The sequence below is a fragment of the Micromonospora sp. CNB394 genome (assembly GCF_000374985.1).
Lineage (GTDB): Bacteria > Actinomycetota > Actinomycetes > Mycobacteriales > Micromonosporaceae > Micromonospora > Micromonospora marina.
This window is the reverse complement of record NZ_KB895848.1, coordinates 58,203-74,498: the sequence shown is the minus strand read 5'-3', so window position 1 is coordinate 74,498 and position 16,296 is coordinate 58,203. Positions and strand designations below refer to the sequence as shown.

At 72.7% G+C, this 16,296-nt stretch carries 18 protein-coding genes and 1 pseudogene; 8 read left to right on the top strand and 11 right to left on the bottom strand.

The window, feature by feature from the left end:
* Positions 1 to 72: 72 nt before the first annotated feature.
* Positions 73 to 663 (bottom strand): FABP family protein, encoded by a 591-nt coding sequence (locus tag C569_RS0122465; RefSeq protein WP_026268511.1) that lies wholly within the window; start codon positions 661 to 663, stop codon positions 73 to 75.
* Positions 664 to 718: 55 nt separating this feature from the next.
* The gene (mtfM, locus tag C569_RS34900) at positions 719 to 823 is read right to left on the bottom strand and encodes a small membrane protein MtfM (RefSeq protein ID WP_026268510.1); all 105 of its coding nucleotides are present in this window, start codon (positions 821 to 823) and stop codon (positions 719 to 721) included.
* 23 nt (positions 824 to 846) lie between these two features.
* Here mtfM and C569_RS0122455 point away from each other — a divergent pair, with 23 nt between their 5' ends.
* The 3 genes from C569_RS0122455 (at position 847) to C569_RS0122445 (ending at position 3,744) form a co-directional block, all read left to right on the top strand.
* On the top strand, positions 847 to 1,209 hold the full coding sequence (locus C569_RS0122455) for a DsrE family protein (RefSeq protein WP_018787999.1): 363 nt from the start codon (positions 847 to 849) through the stop codon (positions 1,207 to 1,209).
* A 70-nt stretch (positions 1,210 to 1,279) separates the two neighbouring features.
* Complete coding sequence (locus C569_RS0122450) at positions 1,280 to 1,669, top strand: SCP2 sterol-binding domain-containing protein (RefSeq protein WP_018787998.1); 390 nt, start codon at positions 1,280 to 1,282, stop codon at positions 1,667 to 1,669.
* A complete protein-coding gene (locus C569_RS0122445) occupies positions 1,666 to 3,744 on the top strand; it encodes a glycogen debranching N-terminal domain-containing protein (RefSeq protein ID WP_018787997.1) in 2,079 nt (692 codons plus the stop codon). The genes C569_RS0122450 and C569_RS0122445 overlap by 4 nt, the downstream gene beginning before the upstream one ends.
* A gap of 2 nt (positions 3,745 to 3,746) precedes the next feature.
* Here the strand turns inward: C569_RS0122445 and C569_RS0122440 are convergent, their stop codons facing one another.
* From C569_RS0122440 to C569_RS0122415, 7 genes are all read right to left on the bottom strand, one after another.
* On the bottom strand, positions 3,747 to 4,589 hold the full coding sequence (locus C569_RS0122440; RefSeq protein WP_018787996.1) for a hypothetical protein: 843 nt from the start codon (positions 4,587 to 4,589) through the stop codon (positions 3,747 to 3,749).
* A 46-nt stretch (positions 4,590 to 4,635) separates the two neighbouring features.
* Positions 4,636 to 5,685, bottom strand: coding sequence for a hypothetical protein (locus C569_RS0122435; RefSeq protein ID WP_018787995.1), 1,050 nt, complete (start codon positions 5,683 to 5,685; stop codon positions 4,636 to 4,638).
* Positions 5,686 to 5,815: 130 nt separating this feature from the next.
* Positions 5,816 to 6,154 carry a DUF1416 domain-containing protein gene (locus C569_RS0122430; RefSeq protein WP_013288819.1) on the bottom strand — a complete coding sequence of 113 codons (339 nt, stop codon included), beginning with the start codon at positions 6,152 to 6,154 and terminating at the stop codon, positions 5,816 to 5,818.
* Positions 6,151 to 7,002 (bottom strand): sulfurtransferase, encoded by an 852-nt coding sequence (locus tag C569_RS0122425; protein ID WP_018787994.1) that lies wholly within the window; start codon positions 7,000 to 7,002, stop codon positions 6,151 to 6,153. The genes C569_RS0122430 and C569_RS0122425 overlap by 4 nt, the downstream gene beginning before the upstream one ends.
* 202 nt (positions 7,003 to 7,204) lie before the next feature.
* Positions 7,205 to 7,282: an Ms5788A family Cys-rich leader peptide gene (locus C569_RS35110; protein ID WP_310503780.1), complete on the bottom strand. Its 78-nt coding sequence runs from the start codon at positions 7,280 to 7,282 to the stop codon at positions 7,205 to 7,207.
* 114 nt (positions 7,283 to 7,396) lie between these two features.
* Positions 7,397 to 8,179, bottom strand: coding sequence for a DUF2993 domain-containing protein (locus tag C569_RS0122420; RefSeq protein ID WP_026268509.1), 783 nt, complete (start codon positions 8,177 to 8,179; stop codon positions 7,397 to 7,399).
* A gap of 79 nt (positions 8,180 to 8,258) precedes the next feature.
* Positions 8,259 to 9,308 carry a hypothetical protein gene (locus C569_RS0122415; RefSeq protein WP_018787992.1) on the bottom strand — a complete coding sequence of 350 codons (1,050 nt, stop codon included), beginning with the start codon at positions 9,306 to 9,308 and terminating at the stop codon, positions 8,259 to 8,261.
* Between the two features lie 245 nt (positions 9,309 to 9,553).
* On the opposite strand from C569_RS0122415, the gene C569_RS0122410 reads away from it, so the two are divergent.
* The 3 genes from C569_RS0122410 (at position 9,554) to mshD (ending at position 12,282) form a co-directional block, all read left to right on the top strand.
* Entirely contained in the window at positions 9,554 to 10,273 is a 720-nt protein-coding gene (locus C569_RS0122410) for a response regulator transcription factor (protein WP_196806757.1), read from the top strand.
* A gap of 148 nt (positions 10,274 to 10,421) precedes the next feature.
* Positions 10,422 to 11,276: a polysaccharide deacetylase family protein gene (locus C569_RS0122405; RefSeq protein WP_026268508.1), complete on the top strand. Its 855-nt coding sequence runs from the start codon at positions 10,422 to 10,424 to the stop codon at positions 11,274 to 11,276.
* 67 nt (positions 11,277 to 11,343) lie between these two features.
* Complete coding sequence (gene mshD, locus C569_RS0122400; RefSeq protein ID WP_018787989.1) at positions 11,344 to 12,282, top strand: mycothiol synthase; 939 nt, start codon at positions 11,344 to 11,346, stop codon at positions 12,280 to 12,282.
* Positions 12,283 to 12,351: 69 nt separating this feature from the next.
* On the opposite strand, the gene C569_RS0122395 is transcribed toward mshD, so the two are convergent.
* Positions 12,352 to 13,179 (bottom strand): NUDIX domain-containing protein, encoded by an 828-nt coding sequence (locus tag C569_RS0122395; protein WP_018787988.1) that lies wholly within the window; start codon positions 13,177 to 13,179, stop codon positions 12,352 to 12,354.
* A 726-nt stretch (positions 13,180 to 13,905) separates the two neighbouring features.
* On the opposite strand from C569_RS0122395, the pseudogene C569_RS30785 reads away from it, so the two are divergent.
* Together C569_RS30785 and C569_RS0122385 are read left to right on the top strand one after the other, a co-directional pair.
* Positions 13,906 to 14,187: pseudogene (locus tag C569_RS30785) on the top strand (DUF664 domain-containing protein); the annotation flags it as partial.
* 91 nt (positions 14,188 to 14,278) lie between these two features.
* Positions 14,279 to 15,247, top strand: a complete 969-nt coding sequence (locus C569_RS0122385; protein ID WP_018787986.1) for a Gfo/Idh/MocA family protein — start codon at positions 14,279 to 14,281, stop codon at positions 15,245 to 15,247.
* Positions 15,248 to 15,291: 44 nt separating this feature from the next.
* Here the strand turns inward: C569_RS0122385 and C569_RS0122380 are convergent, their stop codons facing one another.
* Complete coding sequence (locus C569_RS0122380) at positions 15,292 to 16,296, bottom strand: inorganic phosphate transporter (protein WP_018787985.1); 1,005 nt, start codon at positions 16,294 to 16,296, stop codon at positions 15,292 to 15,294.

The window sequence follows — 16,296 nt, the reverse complement described above, 5'->3', positions numbered from 1 at the left end:
TCATGGAGTTGGCGGTGCCGGGGCGCCCGACTTGTCGCCGCCAACTTCATGATCGCCGGGAACTGAGGCGGGTCAGCCGGCCACCCGGGTCAGGCGGGCGGACAGGTGCGGGCTCAAGGGCTGACCGACGGCGGCCATCTCCTGCGCGTAGAGCAGGGCGCCCTCGACGATGCCGAACAGCCGGGCACCGGCGGTGACCTCCTTCGCCGTGGCGGTACGCACGACCGCGTCGGTGGCGAACTCGATCTGGGTGCCCTTGCGCTTGCCGATGTGCAGCTCCATCACGCCGGTCGGCGTGGTCATCAGCGCCTCCAGCTCGTCGGTCACCCGCTCACCGTCGAGCACCGGACGCCACCAACCCACCTCACGGCCGGCGGGGCGGACCGGACGGCTCTGCTCGTCGAGGATCCAGGCCCGCGACTCGTAGAACAGGAACGGCCGGCCGTCGTGGCTGATCCGGATCTCCTGCGCGTAGTCGAAGTCCTCGATCGTCGGGAACCCACCCCGGCCCCGGCCACGCCACACCCCGATGTACGGCAGCAGGCCGTCCAGGCTCGGGTGCAGCTTCGGGCCGACGCGCAGGTCGTGACTCTCCTCGTACGGGTACTCCTCGACCGGCGGCGCGTTCAACCACGGCGGCTGAAGCGGATTCTCACTATTCACAGCGCCACCTTCGTTCGCGACTGCGGGGCTCGCAAAACCGGCTCACTCCTCGCGCTCACCATTTACCTCTAGCTATGCGGACCGCGACGTACCCCAGGCCACCGGCCAGCGCGCCCAGGCCGGCGACCAGCAGGCTGACGAACCCGATCTCGGTAACCATCCGGGCCATCCTATGCTGGCGTCATGGCGCGCACTCTCGTCGTCAAGGCCACCGCCGGCGCGGACTCCCCGGAACGCTGCGCCCAGGCGTTCACCGTCGCCTCCACCGCGGCCGCGGCCGGGGTGGACGTCTCGCTCTGGCTCACCGGCGAGTCCACCTGGTTCGCGCTGCCCGGGCGGGCGGCGACGTTCGAGCTGCCGCACTCCGCGCCGCTCGGCGAACTGCTGCACGTCGTCCTGACCACCGGCCGGGTCACCGCCTGCACCCAGTGCGCGGCCCGGCGGGACATCGGGCCGGACGAGGTCATCCCCGGCGTACGCATCGCGGGCGCAGCGGTCTTCGTCGAGGAAGCGATGACCGAGGGCGCGCAGGCCCTGGTCTACTGAACCCACCCGGGTTGTCCACTCTGCCCGGTGCGCCGATCCCAACCCGACATGTCCGGATTACGCCTACCATGTGCACGTGAGTGAGGCGATCCAGCAGTTCTTCGCGTCGCTGCCTGCGCGCGCCGCGTCGGTACTGAGCAGCCCGATCGGCGGCACGCTGAAGATCGACCTGGCCGACGGCAACCGGACCGAGCACTGGTACGTGACGCTGGCCCCCGGATCGGCCCAGGTGAGCCGGGATGAGCAACGGCAGGCGGACGGGGTGCTGACCCTCTCCACCGAACTGTTCGAGAAGCTGGTCACCGGCCGCGAGGCCGGCATGGCCGCGGTGCTGCGCAACGAGGCCACCTTCAGCGGACACGTCGTGCTGTTCCTGGCGTTCCGCCGGTTCCTGCCGCCCCGGCCCGACGTACGGGACCCGCGGAACGCCGCCCGCGACCACGTCCGGCGGCTGGCGTGAAGGACCGGTTCAGCATCCTCGACGGCAACAACTTCCTGGTCAGCGACGATCGCGGCAACATCCAGCCGTCGTACGACTTCCCCACCGGGCTGTTCTCCTTCGACACCCGGTTCCTCTCCACCTGGATCCTCACCCTCGACGGGCAACCCCTGCACGCGCTCTCCATCGACGACTCGCTGTCGTACAAGACGCGGTTCTTCCTGGTCCCCGGCGAGCCGACGCACTATCTGGACTCGAAGGTGTCGGTGATCCGCAGCCGCGCGATCGGCGGCAGCCTCGACGAGGAACTGACCCTGCTCAACCACGCCGACCAGGAGACGGAGTTCCGGCTCCGGATGGAGATCGGATCCGACTTCGCCGACCTCCTGGAGATCAAGAACCAGCGGGATAAAGGGGGACACACCACGCCAACGGTGGAGCCGAACGCGCTGCGGCTGACCTACCGCAGGCAGGCGTTCCACCGCGAGACAGTGGTGACCAGCAGCACGCCGGCCGAGATCGACGAGAGCGGGATGACGTTCCGGGTCCGGGTCGGCCCGCACGGCGAGTGGACCACCCGGCTGAACGTCGACACCGTCATCTACGGCGCCCGGGGCGAGGACGTCCGGGCCATCCTGCCGCTGGGCGGCCGGCGCACGGCGGCCGACATCGCGGCGGAGCAGACCGAGCTGATCGGCCACGCGCCGAAGCTGGGCTGCGACTGCGAGCCGCTGGCCGGGGCGTACCGGCGCAGCCTCAACGACCTGGCCGCCCTCCGGTACGAGTCGATCGCGCTCGGCGTCCGGCTGCTCGCCGCCGGCCTGCCCTGGTTCATGACGCTGTTCGGCCGGGACAGCATCTTCACCTCGCTCCAGGTGCTGCCGTTCCTGCCCGAGATGGTCAAGCCCACCATCGTCATGCTCGCCGGCCTCCAGGGCAGCCGGGTCGACGACTTCCGGGACGAGGAACCCGGCAAGATCCTGCACGAGCTGCGCTACGGCGAGAGCGCCGGGTTCGAGGAGCAGCCGCACTCGCCGTACTACGGCGCGGCCGACACCACGCCGCTGTTCGTGATCCTGCTCGACGAGTACGAGCGGTGGACCGGTGACGCCGAGCTGGTGCGCAGGCTGGAACACGAGACCCGGGCGGCGCTGACCTGGCTGGACACGTACGGCGACCTGCTCGGCACCGGCTACGTCTGGTACATGTCCCGCAACCCGGAGACCGGCCTGCCCAACCAGTGCTGGAAGGACTCGCCGGACGCCATCTCCTACGCCGACGGGCGGACCCCCGAGTTCCCCCGGGCCACGTGCGAACTCCAGGGGTACGCGTACGACGCGAAGCTGCGCGGCGCCCGCATGGCCCGCATCCACTGGAACGACCCGGCGTACGCCGACCGGCTGGAACGCGAGGCGGCGGCGCTCAAGGAACGGTTCAACCGGGACTTCTGGATCCCGGACCGGGAGTACTACGCGCTGGCACTCGACCCGCGGGGCCGGCAGGTGGACGCGCTCACCTCCAACATCGGCCACCTGCTGTGGAGCGGCATCGTCGAGGAGTCCCGGGCCCCCGCCGTCGCCGCCCACCTGCTCGGCCCGCGCCTGTTCTCCGGGTGGGGCGTGCGGACACTCGCCGACGACCAGGGCCGGTACAACCCGGTCGGCTACCACGTGGGCACCGTGTGGCCGTTCGACAACTCGATCATCGCCTGGGGCCTGTGGCGGTACGGCTTCCGCCACGAGGCGGGCCGAATCTGCGACGCCCTGCTCAGCGCGTCCCACTACTTCGACGGGCGGCTGCCCGAGGTGTTCGCCGGCTACGCGCGCAGCCTCACCGACTACCCGGTGGAGTACCCCACCGCGTGCAGCCCGCAGGCGTGGTCCGCCGGCACACCGCTGCTGCTGCTACGGGTGATCCTGGGGCTGGAACCGCAGGGCGATCACCTGATCATCGACCCGGCCGTGCCGCCCGGGATGGGCCGGGTGGAACTGCTCGACATCCCGGGCCGCTGGGGCCGGGTGGACGCGCTGGGCCGCAGCCGGGAGCCGCACGAGGAACAGCCGTCGCCGCCGGCGCTCACCCTGCCCGGCGGCTGACGTCAGGCAGGGCAGGGCGTGGTCACCGCGACCCGGACCCGCTCCCCGGCCCGCTGCGCCAGCACCGCCGGGTCGCCCGGGCGCGCGTACGCGTCGGCCGTGTCCACCACCGGCGCGGTGCCGCCGCCGAACGCGGCGGCCAGCGACCGATCGGCCGGCCCGACCGCCTCGGACCGTGCGGTGCGGGCGGTCCCGCCGCCCGGGCAGGGCGCGGCCAGCACCTGGACCGGCCCGGTCGCGCCGCCCCACCGGCCCAGCGCCGACGCCAGCGCTGCCGACTCGGTGGTGGCGTCGGCGGACGGTGCCCGGTAGCCCGAACCCGTCGGGCGGCAGCCGGTGCCGGCGGTCAGCAGCACCCGGTCCGGGCCACCGGCCCGGCCCTCGACCGTGACGAACTCGCCCGCGTCGGCGCGCAGCAGCGGCTCGCCGTCGAGCGTCGACACGCCGGCCCGCCATCCCGGCGGCAGCCGGTCGGCGATGCCGCGCAGCACCCCGCGTACGTCGTCGTCGCCGATCGCCACCTCGACGCCGCGCTCCAGCGTGGCGCCGTCGTCCATCGGCGTGATCCGGCAGCCGCGCTCCAGCCGGTCCGGCAGGAGCGCCGGTACGCCCGCGGCGCCGACCGCGGCGGTCAGCTCCCCGATCGCCCGGTCCACCACCGGCCCGGCCTGGTCCAGCGACCGCTGCTCCTTGACCGTCGGCGCGTCGGTGCGCACCGACCACCAGGTCAGACCCGCGAGCAGCACGGCCCACGCGGCAGCGGCGGCCACCAGCCAGCGCAGCCGGCGTCGGCCCGTCGAGCCGGGCGGGGTGGGCGGGGCGTAGCCGGTCTCGACGGCAGTCACCCGGCCATGGTGTCACGGACCGGCGAGCCGCCCGGCCGCGCCTCCGTCAGGCCGGTACGGACCGGCGGGACAGCAGCCACAGCAGGTAGAAGGGGCGCTGCCGTAGCTCGCCGCGACGGTCGGCGTACTGGTCGGCGGCGAGCACGGCGGAGAAGAACCCGCCCGCGCCGAGCATGCCGAGCACCGGCGCCAGGTGCGTGCCCTCGACCGCCACCAGCGTCGCCGCGACAGTCGCCACCGCTGCTCCGGCGGCCTGCACGGCCGAGCGCCGGGAGACCCGGCCGACCTCGGCCCGCGCCGCCCGCACCCCCTCCTGGATCTCCGCGTCGAGCTTCGCGAGCTGCACCAGCGCCTTGTCCGGATCGGTGTCGACCTCCAGCATCCGGCCCCGCAGGTACGCCTGGGTCGCCGCGAGCGCGTCGCCCTCCTGGGTCAGGATGGCGCAGTAGTCCCGCAGCGAGGTGCCCTCCAGCATCGGCAGGTCGAGCTGGAGAAGCGGGGTCACCAGACGCGCCTTCACCGGATCCCGGCTCGGCACGTCGACGACCCGGTGTCCCTTGACGATCAGGTCGAGCGTGCGGTCCGGGTTGTCGCCCAGTTCGAGCTGGCCGACGCTGTTGAACGGCGACGAGGTGGACTGGGCGTCCGGCGCGCGCGACTCCAGGTGGCTGCGCCGGAAGGTCTGCGGGAAGTAGACCAGCTGGCCCAGCTCCAGCAGTGGCGCGCAGTCCCGCAGATACGCGCCTAGGCGGTCCAGATCGTCGCACTCGGCGAAGAGCTGGTCGATCCGGATGTCCTCGTACCGGCATCCCGGTCCGCAGTGGTCCGGGTCCGCACCGCATCTCTTGCAGATCTCCCGGTGCGCCAGATAGCAGTGCTCGCCGCCCGGCTGGGAGAGGACCAGCTTGGCCGTGACGAGTGTGGCCCGCTTGGTGAGGAACGACAGGTCGGCGTCGAGGCTGGCGACCGAGACGTCGAACGGGCGCCGCCCGGAGGCGTCGGTGCGCTGGAGTTCGCGGGCGACCTCCTCGCCCCGGTTGCCGTCGATGAAGTCGATCAGATAGCGGCGGGCGTGGTCGGCGGCGTCGTCGGGCACCTGATCCCCCTCCGGTGCGTCCGGGGCGCACCGCGGTCCAGCCTGCCAGCCGTGGTCAAGGCGCACAGTCGCCGGAACGGCTCGTGGCCCGCCACCCGGGTGGGCGGCGGGCCACGATCTCCAGCGTGGGTCAGGCGGCGACCGAGACGGTCACCTCGTTGATCCCGCGGGCCGCGGACACGGCGGTGTCGCCGTTGCCGTGGCGGGACAGCGCGCGCAGCGTCCAGGAGCCGGGCGCGGCGAAGAACCGGAACTGCCCGGCCGCCGACGTCACCACCTCGGCGGTGAACTCGCCGGTCGAGTCGAGCAGGCGCACGTACGCGCCCGGCACGACCTCACCGGACTCGGCCAGCACGCGGCCGGTGATGACGGTCTCCTTCTCCAGGTCCAGGCTCGCCGGGAGCGGGGCGGACTGGTCCGGTGCGGCGCAGCCGGCGGCAGCGGTCGAGGCGGCGGAGGCGGCGGTCATCGGGCCTCCCCCGGCTCGTCGCCGAGCGCCACCGGCACGCCGACGAGCGATCCGTACTCGGTCCAGGAGCCGTCGTAGTTCTTCACGTTCCGGTGCCCGAGCAGCTCCTGCAGCACGAACCAGGTGTGCGAGGAGCGCTCGCCGATCCGGCAGTACGCGATCGTCTCCTTGCCGTCGTCCAGCCCGGCGTCGGCGTAGATCCGGCGCAGCTCGTCGTCGGACTTGAACGTGCCGTCCTCGTTGGCCGCCTTGGACCACGGGACGCTGATCGCGGTCGGGACGTGGCCGGCCCGCTGCGCCTGCTCCTGCGGCAGGTGGGCGGGGGCGAGCAGGCGGCCCGCGTACTCGTCGGGGCTGCGCACGTCGACCAGGTTCTTGGTGCCGATCGCGTCGACCACCTCGTCGCGGAACGCCCGGATCGAGGTGTCCGGCTCCTGCGCGACGTACTGCGTCTTCGGCCGCTGCACCACGTCGGTGACGAGCGGACGGGCGTCCAGCTCCCACTTCTTGCGACCGCCGTCGAGCAGCTTCACGTCACCGTGGCCGTAGAGCTTGAAGTACCAGTACGCGTACGCGGCGAACCAGTTGTTGTTGCCGCCGTAGAGGATCACGGTGTCGTCGTTGGCGATGCCCCGGTCGGACAGCAGCGCCTCGAACTGGCTCTTGTTGACGAAGTCCCGGCGGATCTGGTCCTGGAGGTCGGTACGCCAGTCGAGCTTGACGGCGCCGGCGATGTGCCCGGTCTCGTAGGCCGAGGTGTCCTCGTCGACCTCGACGAAGACGACGCCCGTGGCGCCGAGGTTCTTCTCGGCCCACTCGGCCGAGACGAGTGCGGTGTCGCGACTCATCAGATCACTCCCTGGTGAGGATGGTTGGTGAGCCTGCGCGTGGAGATCGATGCCGATTTTTGTCGCACCACACGCGGACCCTGAGCGAGGAACGGATCACGGGTACGTGCGACGGCGCCGCTGCCGGGCGTTGAGGAGGGGAACCGAAAGGTTCGTGGACCCTGGGTGACCGCCGTTCAGGCGGCCGGAGACAGCCCCGCCGTCAGATGACGGGGCGACACAGGCAGGTGGCCACGCGGCACAGGTCGACCGCGCGCCGTTTGGTGAGGTGGGTCCCCATGGGCAGGGAGATTACCAGCCGAGGCGACAGCTGCCACCAGGCCGACCAGCATCCGGGACGGCTGCCCGCCTTCCGGCCGGCTCTCAGCCGGCGGAGTTGACGGCAGGCCGGCTTTCAGCCGGCGGAGTTGATGGGCACGTTCGCCGCGTCCGCCGTGACCACCAGGCCCTCCGGCTTCGGCTCCACCTTGCGCAGGTTGAGCTGGAACGGCAGTTCCGGCAGCGGCACGTCGATCGAGATGCCCTGCGCGTACCGGGTCAGCGCGGCCCGCGCCAGCGGCACGTTCGGCAGGCCCTCGGCGGTGAGGTCGTTGAAGCGCAGCGCCACCTTGTTGCCAGCCACCGTGACGTCGGCGGTGCCGTTGACGGTGAGCTTGATGCCGAGGACGTCCACCGGGGCGGTGACCGCCAGCTTGCCGTTGCGCTCGCCCAGCGTGAGCCCGGGCCGGTCCAGCAGCTTGGCCAGGCTCTCGTAGGTGACGGTGCCCCGCCCGTCGACGCTCTCGGCCACCACGTCGCCCCGGCCGGAGCGCAACGTGTCCAGTGAGGCGGTCACATTTCGCGCGTCCACGTCGAGCTTCGGCACCTCGACCGCGTCGCCCTGCACGTCGCCGCGTACGTCGGTGAGGTGGATCGAGATGCGCTCGTACCGGCCGTCGAGCACCTGGGTGAGGAACGGGAACCCGCCCACCTCGACCTGCGGCGCGGCGGACTGCGCGTCCTGCTTCGCGATCTCCTGCCGGACCTGGTCGGCGATGGCACGCTCGGCCACCCCGGCGGCGACCCGGTCGGCGACGACGAGCAGACCGGCCAGCACCAGCAGCAGGACGAGGAAGCCGATCAGCACCTTCCGGCCCCGTCGCCGGGGTCGGCCCTCCGCCGGATACGCCTCTGCCACGCCGCCTCCCGTCCTCACCACCGTCACCGCGCCTCGCGGCGCAACCGTACTTACCCGAGGCGAATCCGCCCCAACCGCGTCACAGGAACAGCACGCACATCGCGTACGCGGCGGGCGCGGCCAGCGCGAACCCGCCCAGCGGCCCCTGCATGTGCCGGGCCACCCACATGGTCGGCGGTTCACCGGCCATCAGGCGACCCGCCTCGGCGTACCCCACGGCGAGGTCGGCCAGGACGGCGGTGGCCGCGCTGACCACCCCGACCAGGGCGGCGCTGGTCGGGGTGAAACCGACCAGGTAGCTGCCGAGCACGGCACTGGTGAGCGTGCCGAGCATGGCGCCGACGACCACGCCCGCCGCGCCGCGCGGCACCTGTGGGGCGAGCCGGGGCCACGGTGCCACCGCGTCGGTGAGCCGGGCGACGAGCAACGCCACCCCGGCGGCGGTGAGGCAGACCGTGATGGCCTGGGTGCCCTTGGGGATCCGGCTGAGCACGATGAGCGTGGCGAACGCGACCACACCCACCACGATGAGCAGCGTGCCGCCGAGCGAGTCGGTCACCCGGACCCGGTCCACCCGCCGCACGAGCTGCCCCAGCACGGCGAGCAGGAACCCGGCGACGGCGGCGTAACCGAGCGGGGCCAGGCCGGCGATGTCCGACTGCACGGCGGCGACGTCGGCGATCACCGCCGTCGCGGCGCTGACGAGCGCGACGACGAGCAGCGCGGGCGGCCGCATGGCCATCGTCCAGGCCAGCACGAACAGCAGCTGGACGCCGAAGATGATGGCCGCGAACGGCAGCCGGTGCCCCGGGCCCGAGGTCTGCGCGCCGAGCACCAGACCGATGCCGAGCAGCGCGGCGAAGCCGGCGACGGTGAGCGCCAGCGGACGGCGGACCGGGACCGACGGCGTCTCCTCCTCGGGCTCCTCGTCGGACTCGTCGTCGGGACGCCGGCCGGGGCCGCCCTTGCGCAGCCGGCGCGGGCCCTTGCGTTCCGGCCGGTCGCCCTCCTCGTCCGCGGGCCCGGTGCGCGGGGCGGGCGGGTGGCCACGGGCGGGGGCGGACGAGCCGGTCGGCGGCTCGTCGGCCCACGGGTCACGACCGGTGTCGCGCGAGGTGGAGGGAAACACGCCCCGATCGTGCCAGACCCGGGCGGCTCGGCGGAGATCCCGGTTTCGTCGACGTTAAAACCTGCGCCGCGATCGAGGGCAGAAAGGGCAAACGGTAAATCGCGCGAAGGTGACGCGCGGTCCATCGGTTACGCTCAGGCCGTTACCCGCCCGTCGACGACGCCGGGACCCACGCAAGTTCACAGCACCGCCCGCACCCGGGCGTGTCGCTGGTCGCGCGCGGCCGAAGGGCCGCCGGGACGGAGGTGATCGTGGAGCTCCTGCTGCTCGTGACCGCGCGGGCCGGCGAGCCGTCGGCGGTGCTGCCGGCACTCGACCTGCTGCCGCACTCGGTTCGCACCGCACCCCGCGACGTCCGCACGCTGGTCTCCGGCCCGACTCCGGACGCCGTCCTGGTGGACGCCCGCTCCGAGTTGAGCGAGGCGCGGGCCACCTGCCGGATGTTGCACGCCACCGGGCTCGGCGTGCCGCTCGTCGCGGTCGTCACCGAGGCCGGGCTGATCGCGTTGAACGCCGACTGGGGCGTCGACGACGTGATCCTGGCCGGCGCCGGGCCGGCCGAGGTGGAGGCGCGGCTGCGGCTCGCGGTGGGCCGGATCAGCAACGCCACCGCTGGCGCGGGCGGCTCGATCCGGGCGGGCGAGTTGAACATCGACCCGGACACGTACGCCGCCAAGCTGAAGGGCCGCCCGCTCGACCTCACGTACAAGGAGTTCGAGCTGTTGAAGTTCCTGGCCCAGCACCCGGGGCGGGTGTTCACCCGGGACCAGTTGCTGCGCGAGGTCTGGGGCTACGACTACTTCGGCGGCACCCGGACGGTGGACGTGCACGTACGGCGGCTGCGCGCCAAGCTCGGCTCGGAGTACGAGTCGATGATCGGCACCGTCCGCCAGGTGGGCTACAAGTTCGTGGTTCCGCCGTCGCGTTCGCTGCCGGAGTCGGAGCCCGCCCCGCTGCCGGTCTGACCGCCCCCGCCTGACCTCACTAGAGGGCATTTTTCTCTTATGCCCTTTTTGCCCGATAGGTGAGCCATATCCTGGCTGCCGGAATTGTCGGGCTGAGGGGGCGGCGGTGCGCGGTGGACACGGGGGCGACGAACGGGCGGTACCGCTGATGCGGGGCCCGACGTTGCGCGCCGCCGGACTCGTGACAGTGGTGCTCGCCGGCCTGCTCGGATCGGCCTTCGCGCTGGGCCGCAGCCTGGTGCCCGACCCGCATCCGTCGGCCGCCGGGGTCGCCACCCCGCTCACCGGAACGCGTTACGGCGACCAGCCACCCAGCACCGACTTCCCGGACGGCACGGCCAGCGCCCGCCCGATCCCCGACGCAGCGCCGGACGCCGCCCCGGTGGAGCCCGGTGGCGACGGCCCGTACGGCGCCCTGGTCACCACCGGTTCGGCCGGGGTCGCGCTGACCTTCGACGACGGTCCCGATCCCCGCTGGACCCCGCAGGTGCTCGCGCTGCTGGCCCAGTACGGCGTGAAGGCGACGTTCTGCGTCGTCGGCGAGAACGTCCAGGCCAACCCCGATCTGGTCCGGTCGATCGTGGCCGAGGGCCACACGCTGTGCAACCACTCCTGGAACCATGACGTCAGACTGGGCAAGCGATCACCGGCGATGATCCGGGCCGACCTGCTGCGCACCAGCGACGCGATCCTGGCCGCCGCGCCCGACGCGCGGATCGAGTACTACCGCCAGCCCGGCGGGGCCTGGACGCCCTCGGTCATGTCGGCCTGCGCCGACCTGGATCTCACCCCGCTGCACTGGAACGTGGACCCGTCGGACTGGAAGGCGCCGGGCGCCACCGCCATCGAGGCACTGGTCCGCTCGCAGGTGGGCCCCGGCGCGATCGTGCTCATGCACGACGCGGGCGGGGACCGGTCCGGCACCGTCAGCGCGTTGCAGCGACTCCTGCCCGAACTGGTGTTCCGGTTCGAGCTGGCACCGCTGCCGGTCGGCAGTCCGTGACGAGCGCCACCGAGCGCCGTCGTCGTCCGGCGCGAACCGTGGCCCGCCTGCCGCTACCGTGACTCGGATGAGCAGCACCGAGCCGACGAGTGGTCCCGCCCCCGACGGGATCGACCGGGCGGACCGGCTGACGCCGGACGAGGTCGCCGAGGTGCTGGCGCTGGCCCGCACCGCCGGTGACGCCGACGGCGCCGACCCGCTCGACGAGCACGTACTGCTGCGGCTGCGCGACCCCGAGGCGCCCGCCGTGCACCTCACCGCCCGGACCATTGACGGCACCCTCACCGGGTACGCGCACCTCGACACCACCGCCCCGGCCGCGGGCGTCGGCGTGGAGATGGTGGTGCATCCCGCGTACCGGCGGCGGGGTTCCGGCCGGGCGCTGGCCCGAGGAGTGGTGGCCGCCGCGGCCGGACCGCTGCGCGCCTGGGCGCACGGCGACCACCCGTCGGCCGCCGCGCTGGCCGTCGACCTGGGCTTCTCCCGGGCACGGGTGCTCTTCCAGATGCGCCGTCCGCTGACCGCCGAGATGCCGGCGCCGGTCGTGCCGGACGGTGTGACGCTGCGCGCGTTCCGTCCGGGCGAGGACGACGAGCCCTGGCTGGCGGTGAACAACGCGGCCTTCGCCCAGCACCCCGAGCAGGGCAGGTGGACGCTCGACGACCTGCGCGTCCGCATCGCGGAGCCGTGGTTCGATCCGGCCGGCTTCCTGCTCGCCGTCGACTCCACCACCGGGCGGCTGCTCGGCTTCCACTGGACCAAGGTGCACGAGCGGCCGGGGTCGGCCCGCATCGGCGAGGTCTACGTGCTGGGCGTCGGCCCGTCCGCGCACCGGGGCGGACTCGGCCGGGTGCTCACCGCCGCCGGCCTGACCCACCTGCGCGACGAGCGCGGGCTGGACCGGGTGATGCTCTACGTGGACGAGAGCAACACCGCCGCTGTCGCCCTCTACGAGCGGCTCGGCTTCGCGCGCTGGTGCGCGCACGTCAGCTACCAGCTCGGCTGAGGGCCCGCCGACTCCGTCAACCGGGCCTTCCTACCTTTCGTGTCGGCCGGTCAGCGCCGGCGCCGGCGATCAGCGCAGGCGGAAGCTGGGCTCGGCGCCGTCCAGTCCCTCGATGTACGGCATGATCGGCGTACCCGGGTCTCGTTCCGCCGCTGCGCGGGCCACCCCGGCGAGGTCGCCGGTGGCGGCGACCTCGGCGAGCGTGACCATGGTCGGCGGCAGCATGGTCAGCTCGCCGGCCTCCGCGCGGGCCAGGGCGTCCGCCGGGCGCAGCCACAGCGTGTGGTCGGCCTCGCCGGAGACGTCCCGGGTCCGCTGCCCCTCGGGCAGCAGGGCGATGAAGAAGTACGTGTCGAAGCGGCGCGGCTCGAACTCCGGGGTGATCCAGCGGCTCCAGGGCAGCAGCAGGTCGGACCGGAGCGTCAGGCCCCGACCGGCCAGCAGGTCCGCGAAGCCGGCCCGCCGTCCCTCCAGGTCCTGCCGGGCCGCCTCCCAGTCGTCGCCGCTCACGTCGCCGACGACCGTGTCGGGGTCCGGCCCGGCGAGCAGCACGCCCGCCTCCTCGAAGACCTCGCGGGCGGCGGCGCACACCACCGCCTGCGCGGCGGCCGGGTCGAGCCGGAGCCGCTCCCCCCACGCCGCCGGGTCGGGGCCGGCCCAGCCGAGATGCGCCTCCGAGTCGGAGCGGTCCACCCCGCCGCCGGGGAAGGCGTACATGCCGCCGAACGTCATCGCCGCCACCCGGCGGATCATGTAGACCTCGAACCCGTCGCCGGCCGGGCGGAGCAGCAGCACGGTGGCGGCGACCCGGGGCACGGCCGGGACGGCGCCCTCGGCCCGGAATCGGCGGGCGTGCTCCACCAGGGCGGGGGGTGCGGCGAAGCCGTCGATCGTCATGCGCCGAGCCTAGTGCCGTAACGCGCGACGCCGCCCCGCCGCCCGATGGCGTCCCCGCCCGATGGCGTCCCCGCCCGATCGCGGCAACGCTCGTCGTTTGACGGATCTCGAGAACCGGACGGGATACCGGCATACCGCATCGGCCACCCGGTCGCACGTCAGTGGCTCGACGGCGTCGATCGGCGGGCACGCGAACGCCTGACGTCCCGGCGGGTGGATCGCCCCGTCGGTCCGGGAGCACGAGGGGATGGCGTGCCGGGCCTGACGCGGTGGGCAGTCCGGTCGTGCTCGCCGGCCCACGCGGCCCGCGCTCCACAAGGGGGCAACCGATCACTTTCCGTAGTTTCTCGCTCGGCCGGGGGACGCTCCTCCGTCGCCTTTGCTCTGCAGCCGGATCCGCAGCGGTGACCCTCCGCGAGCGGTGCGCAGAAGGCTGCAGAGCAAAGGGGCCGAGACGACCGTCACCGACCCGGGAGCAGGCCGAGGTCTTGTCCTATAAATACCTTATGAACACCCAGTCCTAACGAGTAGGCAGACAACCGCCGTCACGCTGAGCAATCTGTACGCTCCGTGTGCGCCGGTGCCCGGACGTCGAGTGCCACTGTCCGAGGGCTCAGCGACAGAAGCGGCAGGCCCTCTTCCCGCACCACTCGTGCACCGCCGGACGGCCCGGCGGCGCACGGCACGGGGCTGCGGCGACCGGCCGCGCCTGGCAGGGTCGTGACCGTGATCGACGATTCTGCGAAGGAGTACCTGCACAACGACCTGCGCCAGATTCGCGAGGCGATGCTGTGGAAGCTCGACGGGCTGTCCGAGTACGACGTGCGCCGTCCCCTGACCGCGTCCGGCACCAACCTGCTCGGCCTGGTCAAGCACCTGTCGTTCGGGGAGGCCCGGTACTTCGGTGAGGTGTTCGGGAGGCCGTTCCCGGAACACCTGCCCCGCTGGGACGAGCCGGATCCGGACGGCACCGACATGTGGGCGAGCGAGCACGAGACCCGCGAGGAGGGGGCCGCCCGCGCCGCCGCCCGCCGTTGAGCCGTCCCGACGGGTGGATCTCCCTGCCGGTCGCACAGCAGCAGGGGATAGCGTGCCGGGCATGACGCGTTGGGGAATCCTGGCCACCGGAAACATCGCTGCCCGCTTCGCCGAGGATCTGCGGCTGGTGCCGGACGCCGAACTGGTCGCGGTCGGCTCGCGTACCCGGGAGAGCGCCGAGCTGTTCGCGCGCCGGCACGACGTGCCGCGGGCGTACGCCTCGTGGGCGGAACTGGCCGCGGACCCGGACCTGGACGCGATCTACGTGGCCACGCCGCACGCCGCGCACCACGAGGCGGCGCTGGCGTGCCTGGCCGGCGGCAAGGCCGTGCTGGTGGAGAAGCCGTGCACGCTGGACCTGCCGACCACGACCGAACTGGTGGAGACGGCCCGCACCCGGGGCCTGTTCCTCATGGAGGCCATGTGGATGCGGACGAACCCGCTGATCCTGCGCGTGCTGGAGCTGATCGGGGACGGCGCGATCGGTGAGGTGACGCACGTACGGGCGGACTTCGGCGTGGCCGGCCCGTTCCCGCCGGAGCACCGGATGCGGGCCCGCACGCTCGGCGGCGGTGCGCTGCTGGACCTCGGCGTGTACCCGCTGAGTCTGGCCCACCTGGTGCTCGGCGCGCCGCAGCACGTGCAGGCGTGGGCCAAGCTGACCCCGGAGGCGGTGGACGAGAACACCGGCATGGTGCTCGGCTGGGACTCCGGCGCGGTGGCGACGCTCAGTTGCGGCATGGTCGGCGCGACGGCGATCACCGCGTCGATCACCGGTACGACCGGCCGGATCGACCTGCCCGAGCTGTTCTTCCGGCCCGCGCACGTGGTGCTGCACCGGGCCGGCGCCGAACCGGAGACGATCCCGGCGGACCTGACCGGCGGCGGCTACCAGTACGAGGCGATCGAGGTGCAGCGCTGCCTGGCGGCCGGGCTGACCGAGAGCCCGCTGGTGCCGCACGCCGCCACGCTCGAGGTGATGGGCCTCATCGACGACATCAAGGCCCGGATCGGCGTCTCCTACGCGTGAGGGGTTCCCCGCCACTGCGGGGAACCCCTCACGCGTCAGCGCACTCAGAACAGGGGCCGGACCAGCAGGTACGAGAAACAGGCGATCGCGGCGGCGGCCGGGAACGTGATGATCCAGGCGATCACGATGTTGCCCGCCACGTTCCAGCGCACCGCGGAGAGCCGTTTCGTCGCGCCCACACCCATGATCGCCGAGGTGATCGTGTGCGTGGTGGAGATCGGCGCCTTCAGCACCAGCGCGTTGAAGTAGAGCACCGCGCTGGCGACGGTCTCGGCCGCGAAGCCCTCCGCCGGGCCAAGGTCGATGATCTTCCGGCCGAGCGTACGGATGATCCGCCAGCCGCCCGCGTACGTGCCGGCGGCCAGCATCGCGGCGGAGGTCCAGAAGACCCAGCCCGGGATGTGGGTCTTGCTCTCCTGGAAGCCGCCGGTGTAGAGCGCCAGCACGATGATGCCCATGGTCTTGGCGGCGTCCTGCATGCCGTGGCCGACCGACATGGCGGCGGCGGACGCGGTCTGCGCCCAGCGGAAGCCGCGGTTGAGTTTGCCGGGCTGCCCCTTCCGGAACAGCCACATGATCCCCAGCATCACCAGGAAGCCGAGCACCAGGCCGACCACCGGCGACAGCACCATCGGGATGAGGACCTTCTCGATGATGGTGCCCCACTGGACGATGCCGTCGGCGGCGAACAGGGTCGCGCCGACCAGGCCACCGAAGAGGGCGTGCGAGGAGGACGAGGGCAGGCCGAAGTACCAGGTGATCAGGTTCCAGATGATCGCGCCGAGCACACCGGCGAAGACCACGCCGAGACTCTCCACTCCGGTCGGCAACGTGACCAGGCCGTCGCCGACCGTTTTGGCGACGCCGGCACCGAAGTGCGCGCCGACGAAGTTGCCGACGGCGGCCAGCGCGAGCGCGATCCGGGGGGTCAGTGCCCGGGTCGAGATGCTGGTGGCGATCGCGTTCGCCGCGTCATGGAAGCCGTTCGTGTAGTCGAAGGCCATGGCGACCACGATCACCGCCAGCACGGCGATGAGTTCGGGACTCAC

Bases quoted from the DNA above. Each gene is read 5' to 3' on its own strand.
- mtfM (WP_026268510.1), bottom strand. From the start codon at position 823: ATGGTTACCGAGATCGGGTTCGTCAGCCTGCTGGTCGCCGGCCTGGGC.
- C569_RS0122455 (WP_018787999.1), top strand. From the start codon at position 847: ATGGCGCGCACTCTCGTCGTCAAGGCCACCGCCGGCGCGGACTCCCCG.
- C569_RS0122430 (WP_013288819.1), bottom strand. From the start codon at position 6,154: ATGACCGCCGCCTCCGCCGCCTCGACCGCTGCCGCCGGCTGCGCCGCA.
- C569_RS0122425 (WP_018787994.1), bottom strand. From the start codon at position 7,002: ATGAGTCGCGACACCGCACTCGTCTCGGCCGAGTGGGCCGAGAAGAAC.
- C569_RS35110 (WP_310503780.1), bottom strand. From the start codon at position 7,282: ATGGGGACCCACCTCACCAAACGGCGCGCGGTCGACCTGTGCCGCGTG.
- C569_RS0122405 (WP_026268508.1), top strand. From the start codon at position 10,422: ATGCGGGGCCCGACGTTGCGCGCCGCCGGACTCGTGACAGTGGTGCTC.
- mshD (WP_018787989.1), top strand. From the start codon at position 11,344: ATGAGCAGCACCGAGCCGACGAGTGGTCCCGCCCCCGACGGGATCGAC.
- C569_RS0122395 (WP_018787988.1), bottom strand. From the start codon at position 13,179: ATGACGATCGACGGCTTCGCCGCACCCCCCGCCCTGGTGGAGCACGCC.
- C569_RS0122385 (WP_018787986.1), top strand. From the start codon at position 14,279: ATGACGCGTTGGGGAATCCTGGCCACCGGAAACATCGCTGCCCGCTTC.